Source organism: Bacillus sp. LR_5 (assembly GCF_042709275.1).
Map to the genome: position 1 here is coordinate 1 of NZ_JAVAXX010000298.1, position 7,449 is coordinate 7,449.

Sequence of the window (7,449 nt, forward strand, 5' to 3'; positions counted from 1 at the left end):
CTTAAAACCGGAGCGGTCAGCTCCGGTTTTATTATTCGTGTTCTATGACTTCTGTGAAAATTGAGGTGGTTAAATTGTACAAGCCCGTTAGCTTGTTTCTTTTCTTTCTCATTCTAGCTGCGGCCATTCATACAAATGCTGTTCAATCTGCAGATGAAGCAATAAGCAAGGCAGCTGTTTTGATCCGTCAGCCATGGCTTAATGAAGTCATGACGGGGATCACGCATCTTGGTGCTTCTTCTTTTCTGCTCCCTCTAATTGTCATCATTGGAGCAGGCATGTTTTTCTACAGAAAAACATGGGACGGCCTGTTGATGCTCTTAGTATTCGGCACAGATCGGCTGTTAAACAAAGTCTTAAAAGAATGGATCGAAAGAGTGAGGCCTGATTTTGCACCGCTGGTTCATGAATCATCCTTCAGTTTTCCGAGCGGCCATTCCATGAATGCTGCTTGTGTCTATCCTGTTATTGCTTACTTTTTAGTGAAACACCTCCCGTTTTTGTCCAAGCATAAAAAAATGGTATATATCATAGCCGGTGTAATTGCTGTTTTAGTCGGCATAAGCAGAGTGTATCTGGGGGTTCATTTTGTGACGGATGTGTTAGGCGGCTTTAGCCTCGGCTTGCTTCTGTTTTTCCTAGTAAAAGGTTTTGACGAAAAGATTAAGCGGTTTCGACAAAAATAGAGAGAGGAAAACACAGCAAAAACGCCAATATGTTAAAGAAATAAGAGGGAGGGGATCTTGATGATGTTATCCGTGTTTAAAAAGAAGTCTTGTTCCTATGACGTGACAATATTTCAGACACCCCGGTTTGGCGAAAAAAAGGGCTACAGAGCCGTCTATCGAACTGAACTGAACGGGAGCGATCATCAAGACGTGCTGAAAAGAGCATTCTCTTTGTTTAATGTATTCGACACTGTTCCGAGTGATTATGATGCAAGATTCATGGCCACAGGGGACGTGATCCTGATTGACGAGGGCAGAAAAGGGAAAACATATTATCAACTGCTTCCCGCCGGCTGGAGGAAAATCAATCGTCTGATTGTACAAACGACATAATGAAAAGAAAACTGCGGAAACCCGCAGTTTTCTGCAGTTTTAAGGCTTGCGTTTGGCAGCAGAATATTCTTTCCCGTGTGCTTCTTCAGCTGCAATGATATCTTTTTCAGGTATATGATTGTTCTTTTTTTGGCCGGTGATCCGGTTACGATGTTTTTTACCCATGTCCTCCCTCCTTCCTGCGGTTAGGTTTTCAAATTAACACCCCGATTATCCGTTTTTCTGAGGAAGAGCCTAACAGATCCTCGAACATTTCTTTTTTCGACATATTCCTTTATAATCAATGCTGAAGTTTGTTTCATCATGACATTCGTTGTAAAATGGACGGGCTGGATGATAATTTAGATTTACAGGAGGATATGAGATGAGTGTACATATAGGTGCTGAAAAAGGACAAATTGCGGATACAGTGCTTTTGCCGGGAGATCCTCTCAGAGCAAAATTTATTGCAGAAACGTATCTTGAAAATGTAGAATGCTACAATGAAGTCAGAGGCATGTATGGATTTACGGGTACATATAAAGGTAAAAAAATCTCAGTACAAGGCACGGGAATGGGCGTTCCGTCTATTTCAATTTATGTGAATGAATTAATTCAAAGCTACGATGTGCAAAATCTAATAAGAGTCGGTTCCTGCGGCGCTATTCGTAAAGATGTCAAAGTGCGAGACGTCATTTTGGCGATGACCTCCTCAACTGATTCACAAATGAACAGAGTTGCTTTCGGAAGCGTTGATTTTGCGCCTTGTGCAGATTTTGAGCTTTTAAAAAATGCCTATGATGCCGCAAAGGATAAAGGTGTGCCGGTGACTGTAGGAAGCGTATTTACAGCTGACCAGTTCTACAACGACGATTCGCAAATTGAAAAACTTGCAAAATACGGTGTGCTTGGTGTTGAAATGGAAACAACTGCATTGTATACATTAGCAGCGAAGCACGGAAGAAAAGCCCTGTCAATTCTCACCGTGAGTGATCACGTATTAACAGGAGAAGAAACGACAGCGGAAGAGCGTCAAACGACATTTCATGATATGATAGAAGTGGCTTTACATTCCGTATCACAATAAAATATATCAAGAGGCGTGCTGGGTGCCGGCAGCCTCTTCTTTATGAATGCGGAAACGATTGATAAAAGGAAGGTAATGTAATATGAAAAAGTCCGGTAAATGGTTCTCACTGGCTGCCGCTCTGAGTGTAACGGCAATAGTCGGAGCCGGCTGCAGCATGTCGAACGGAGATGCTCAAAAGGATACGAAAACCACAGCAGAAACAAAGCAAACAGAACAAAAAACAGCTGACAGCAAAAAATCAAACACTCAAAACAGTGAGTTTTCATTGGAAAGCCAGTATTTCAATGATATTAAAAAAGTCGATGGTCTGGAAACCATTCAAAATCCAGAAAATATACTCGCGCTTGTCAATAAACAATATGCACTGCCCGGAAACTATGAACCTAGCGATCTTGTCATACCAGATGTAGAGTTTTCTTTTGAAGAAAAGATTCAAAAACGTTACATCAGAAAAGAAGCGGCCGACGCATTAAAAACAATGTTCGATGCTGCCAAAAAGGAAGGCTATGAACTGGCAGCTGTCTCAGGGTACCGTTCGTATGACAGACAGAAAGTCATTTTTGACAATGAAGTAAGCCTAAAAGGGGAAAAGAAGGCAAAGGAAGCGGTTGCTTACCCGGGTGAAAGCGAGCACCAAACAGGCCTCGCGATGGACATTTCGAGCCGGAGCAATGGCTTTGAGCTAAATGAAGCGTTCGGAAGCACGGCAGACGGGAAATGGGTGCAGGACAATGCTTATAAATATGGCTTTATCATTCGCTATCCGAAAAATAAAGAAGATATCACGAAATATGAATATGAGCCATGGCATCTGCGCTATGTAGGCAAAAAAGCCGCAAAGGTCATCCAAGATAATGATTTAACGCTTGAAGAGTACTTTGAAAAAGTGAAGAAAATTTAAAATGAAAAGCCCGCTTACACTAGATAAGCGGGCTTCATTGTGTCTGGTGAATCTAGCATTTGTTCTATGCTTACCAGAAGAATAAACCAGCAAGAGCGACCCCTGTAATTAAACCGAGGGAAATACCGTAAGCTGCTCCGTATCCCCAATAACCGCCCCAATATCCGTAACCGAAACCTCTTGGCCCTCCGCCGGTCGGAGCTATAAAAACTCTGTCTCTTGTTACACGGGTAATTCTGCCGACGTGAACTCTCCCGCCTCTCTCTGTAATTCTGACGACTTTACCTTGATGGTTTTTGCAAAGATGATAATATCTCTCCAATATTGTTCCCCTCCTATCCTGACTTTCTATCAGCATATGATAGATAGGAAAAAAAGGTTGGACGAAAACAGGGGGCGATACGCCGTTTTACTTGTACGCGATAAAAATACAATGACCCATGTACTCACTATATAACTGCATGAGCTGATAATGTGTTTGAAGCGTATCGTAATAGATGGGATCAATCGTTTGCGATAAATCCATTTCTGTGGTTGGTTCAAATTCCATGTCTTCCGGAAGAAGTGTCATCGCTTCTGTTTTTTGAAAGCCATAGGATCTTAGGAGTTTATGCCATTCGCTTTCTTCATGTAAGCAAGTAAATCCGTAAAAATCCATCATTTGCTTCTTTTCTGCAGGGGGCATCGGTTTTTTTAAAGCAGCTTCGATACCAATCAGCATCCCGCCGGGTTTTAAAACTCTTGAAATTTCTTGAAGAGAGGATGTCAGGCGTGAAAAACTGAGGACCGATTCTGACAGGACGCAGGAAAAGGACTCAGAAGAAAACGGGAGATGTTCCAGCTCCGCCTGATATGCAGGGATGGCAAGCCCTTCATTCGCAAATCTTTTTTTCGCTTTCTCAAGCATAATAGGATCTTTATCAACGACTGTTACAGGATACAGCAAATGTCCTAAATAAGCCGCCGTTTGCCCTGTTCCGCATCCGGCATCAAGAATCGGCTGATCCGGAGAGGGTGCAGCCTTTTGCAAGACCGCTTTTGAAAAAGCCAGCCCGCCTGGGTGCGCCCCTGCGACACCGAATAAGGACAGCATTTCTAAATATCGGCTCAATATCGAATCCTCCTTTTTCCTTATCATATGTCGTATAAAGACATAGGTTTATGAAAAGCAAAAGAAGGGCGTTTCTCTTTCATTTCTGCTCCGAGTTGACGAATAAGAATTCGTCCATGATAATAATGTAAGAAGAAAAAGGTGGTGTTTAATTGAAACGGCAATTAAAATTGTTTTTTATTGTGCTGATCACTGCAGTTGTCGCTTCGGCGCTTACTTTATTTATTACGGGCAATTCCAGTATCCTGGGCCAAAAATCAGCAAGCACAGGAGACAGTAAGTTCGACAAATTAAATAAAGCGTATGAGCAAATCAAAAGTGATTATTACCAAAAAACAGATGATGACAAATTAGTAGACGGAGCAATTAAAGGAATGATTCAATCACTGGATGATCCGTACTCTACATATATGGATCAAGAGCAAGCGAAATCATTCGACGAGACGATTTCAGCATCTTTTGAAGGAATCGGAGCCCAAGTAGAGGAGAAAGACGGAGAAATCCTTATTGTATCCCCAATTAAAGGTTCACCTGCTGAAAAAGCCGGCATCAAACCGAGAGACCAAATCATTAAGGTGAATGGAAAAAGCGTAAAAGGCATGAATGTAAATGAAGCCGTCGCTTTAATCCGAGGCAAAAAGGGCACAAAGGTGAAGCTTGAACTGAACAGAGCGGGAGTGGGGAATATCGATCTTTCGATTAAGCGCGATACCATTCCTGTAGAGACTGTCTATTCAGAGATGAAAGATAACAACATCGGAGAAATTCAAATCACTTCTTTCTCTGAAACAACAGCTAAAGAGCTGACAGATGCGATTGACAGTTTAGAGAAAAAAGGCGCCAAAGGCTATATTTTAGACTTGAGAGGCAACCCGGGCGGCTTAATGGAACAGGCGATTACGATGAGCAACCTGTTCATTGATAAAGGGAAAAACATCATGCAGGTTGAATACAAAAACGGTTCAAAAGAAGTCATGAAGGCCGAAAAAGAACGGAAAGTGACCAAGCCGACCGTCGTTTTAGTAAATGACGGTACAGCAAGCGCAGCCGAAATTATGGCCGCTGCCCTTCATGAATCGTCAAACGTACCGTTAATCGGCGAGACGACATTCGGAAAAGGTACAGTGCAAACGGCAAAAGAATATGATGATGGCTCTACTGTCAAACTGACAGTTGCCAAATGGCTGACTGCTGACGGCGAATGGATTCACAAAAAAGGCATCAAGCCTCAAGTGAAAGCTGAGCTGCCTGATTACGCGAAGCTGCCGTATTTGGACGCAGATAAAACGTACAAATCAGGTGATACAGGCACAAACGTTAAAGTGGCTCAGAAAATGCTCAAAGCACTTGGTTACAAGGTAAACGTTAACAGTACGTATGACCAGGACTTTGTATCTGTCGTCAAACAGTTCCAGAAAAAAGAGAAGCTGAAAGAGACAGGCATACTGACTGGCGATACAACAACGAAATTAATGATAGAACTTCAAAAGAAGCTGTCTGATAATGATACGCAAATGGAAAAGGCAATTGAAACACTGAAAAAAGAAATGTAAAAAAAACCATACGCGGCTGCCGCGTATGGTTTTTTTATGCGCCCTTTTGATTTGGATTAGCGTTTTGTTTTTGGCCAAATAAACCTTCAATGACAGGATTGGATCCCGCGTTTTTAACGAACAGCGGATTCAGGATGACCACAGCGATCATGTTGGCGGCCAATCCCCAGAATCCTTCATAAATGCCATGTGCGGATTGAGTGGTATACACAATAAACGTAACCGCAAGGCCAGCTAATAATCCGATAACTGTCGCTTCTTTCGTTTGGTTTTTCCAGAACAGGCTGACAGCAATCGCCGGGAAGATTTGCACCATGCCGGATACACCTAATAGCTGGAGTGTCACTAAGGCAGTCGGGAACAGCATTCCAAACAGCAGCGCGAGACCGATGACAACAAACACCATTGAACGTGTGACGAGGGTCAGCTTGCTTTGCGACACATTCGGATGAATCAAATCCCGGTATAGGTTGTTGGCGAATAAATTCGATGCGCCGATTGCCATAATGGAACAAGGTATTAATGAAGCAAGAGCGATAGTGGCATATGCAAAGCCTTGTGCCACGCCGCCGTAAGATGTTTGAATCAAATGCAGCAGCGCGAGTCTTGGATTTGTATCTTCCGGCAGAACAAGAAAGGCGATAAAGCCAAGAAAAATGACCAAAATTAACACAATATTGTAAAGCGGCAAAAACATGCTGTTTTTTCTTACTGCATCAGCGCTTTTCGCCGTGAAAACACCTGTAGCGGCATGTGCCCACATAAAAAGTGCCAGAGCGGAAACAATAGATGCTGTGATAAACCAAGGAATGCCTTTTGGCCCTTCTGACGGTATCGTCAGCATTTGCGGCGCTTCCTTCACTAACGTGTCAATCATTGGCGTCCAGCCGTTAAAATGAATGAGAGGGAGGGACACCACCATAAACAGCATAATGACCCATACTAAAATGTCCTTAATGATGGCTGTATATGTGGGCCCTTTAATCCCGCTGAAGAATGTGTAAAGAGCAACAAGAATAAATGAAATGATCACAACGAATTTTACGTTAATATAGCCAGTGCCGGCAACCTGAAGCGTGTCTTGAATGCCGCTCAGCTGAAGGCATATGTACGGAATAAGCATGAGTACCCCAACGATGGCAACGAGGCTTGCCAAAAGCTTACTGTTAAAACGTTCCCGGGCATAATCCGCGAGTGTTGTTAGTTTATGAATTTTCGCAACATTCCAAAGTTTTGGTAAGAAGAAGTAGGCGATAAAGTAGGCCAACACAGAATAAGGAATGGCGAAAAATGCAACACTTCCGCCTGTAAAAGCAGTACTGGTCAACCCTAAGAAAGTATAGGCCGTATAAAGGTCAGCGCCTACTAAAAACCAGACGAGAAGACCGCCGAAGCGTCTGCCGCCGACAGACCATTCTTCCACAGAAGTGCGCGAGGATTTGTCTCTTCCGGCGAGAAAGCCGAGACAGACAACGGTTAAAACAATAATAGAAGTAATGAGAAGTGCAGTCAGATTCCCTTGCATTATTCAAGTCCTCCATCTTTTTTTTGCATCTGATAAATGCCAAACGAGCATAACGGCGTAACAATAATCCACAGCAGCAGCCAAAAGTGGAAAAACGGCAGGCCGAACATAATCGGTTCTATTCGATTCACAAGCGGCAAAAGCGCGAGCTGAACGAATGGCAAAAGAATGAGAATAACAATAAGTGCTTTTTTAACCATTTACTTTCCTCCTGAAACATGATAATTCT

At 42.9% G+C, this 7,449-nt stretch carries 10 protein-coding genes; 5 read left to right on the forward strand and 5 right to left on the reverse strand.

Annotated features, from left to right (window positions below):
- Nucleotides 1-74: 74 nt before the first annotated feature.
- A complete protein-coding gene (gene pgpB / locus RAC86_RS32375) occupies nt 75-686 on the forward strand; it encodes a phosphatidylglycerophosphatase PgpB (protein ID WP_004399336.1) in 612 nt (203 codons plus the stop codon).
- 60 nt (nt 687-746) lie between these two features.
- On the forward strand, nt 747-1,061 hold the full coding sequence (gene yodL / locus RAC86_RS32380; protein ID WP_004399431.1) for a shape determination protein YodL: 315 nt from the start codon (nt 747-749) through the stop codon (nt 1,059-1,061).
- Nucleotides 1,062-1,100: 39 nt separating this feature from the next.
- Here yodL and RAC86_RS32385 read toward each other — a convergent pair whose 3' ends face one another.
- A complete protein-coding gene (locus tag RAC86_RS32385; protein WP_003231174.1) occupies nt 1,101-1,226 on the reverse strand; it encodes a hypothetical protein in 126 nt (41 codons plus the stop codon).
- A gap of 199 nt (nt 1,227-1,425) precedes the next feature.
- On the opposite strand from RAC86_RS32385, the gene deoD reads away from it, so the two are divergent.
- Nucleotides 1,426-2,127 carry a purine-nucleoside phosphorylase gene (gene deoD / locus RAC86_RS32390; RefSeq protein ID WP_003231176.1) on the forward strand — a complete coding sequence of 234 codons (702 nt, stop codon included), beginning with the start codon at nt 1,426-1,428 and terminating at the stop codon, nt 2,125-2,127.
- A gap of 82 nt (nt 2,128-2,209) precedes the next feature.
- The gene (ldcB, locus tag RAC86_RS32395) at nt 2,210-3,031 is read left to right on the forward strand and encodes an LD-carboxypeptidase LdcB (RefSeq protein ID WP_014480046.1); all 822 of its coding nucleotides are present in this window, start codon (nt 2,210-2,212) and stop codon (nt 3,029-3,031) included.
- A 70-nt stretch (nt 3,032-3,101) separates the two neighbouring features.
- Here ldcB and RAC86_RS32400 read toward each other — a convergent pair whose 3' ends face one another.
- Entirely contained in the window at nt 3,102-3,353 is a 252-nt protein-coding gene (locus RAC86_RS32400; protein ID WP_014477099.1) for a hypothetical protein, read from the reverse strand.
- Nucleotides 3,354-3,440: 87 nt separating this feature from the next.
- Nucleotides 3,441-4,142 carry a class I SAM-dependent methyltransferase gene (locus RAC86_RS32405; RefSeq protein WP_015714112.1) on the reverse strand — a complete coding sequence of 234 codons (702 nt, stop codon included), beginning with the start codon at nt 4,140-4,142 and terminating at the stop codon, nt 3,441-3,443.
- Nucleotides 4,143-4,294: 152 nt separating this feature from the next.
- Here RAC86_RS32405 and ctpA point away from each other — a divergent pair, with 152 nt between their 5' ends.
- The gene (ctpA, locus tag RAC86_RS32410; RefSeq protein ID WP_069322646.1) at nt 4,295-5,695 is read left to right on the forward strand and encodes a carboxy-terminal processing protease CtpA; all 1,401 of its coding nucleotides are present in this window, start codon (nt 4,295-4,297) and stop codon (nt 5,693-5,695) included.
- 34 nt (nt 5,696-5,729) lie between these two features.
- Here ctpA and RAC86_RS32415 read toward each other — a convergent pair whose 3' ends face one another.
- Together RAC86_RS32415 and RAC86_RS32420 are read right to left on the reverse strand one after the other, a co-directional pair.
- The gene (locus RAC86_RS32415) at nt 5,730-7,220 is read right to left on the reverse strand and encodes a sodium:solute symporter family protein (RefSeq protein WP_377886476.1); all 1,491 of its coding nucleotides are present in this window, start codon (nt 7,218-7,220) and stop codon (nt 5,730-5,732) included.
- On the reverse strand, nt 7,220-7,420 hold the full coding sequence (locus RAC86_RS32420; protein WP_003231189.1) for a DUF3311 domain-containing protein: 201 nt from the start codon (nt 7,418-7,420) through the stop codon (nt 7,220-7,222). The genes RAC86_RS32415 and RAC86_RS32420 overlap by 1 nt, the downstream gene beginning before the upstream one ends.
- Nucleotides 7,421-7,449: the final 29 nt, after the last annotated feature.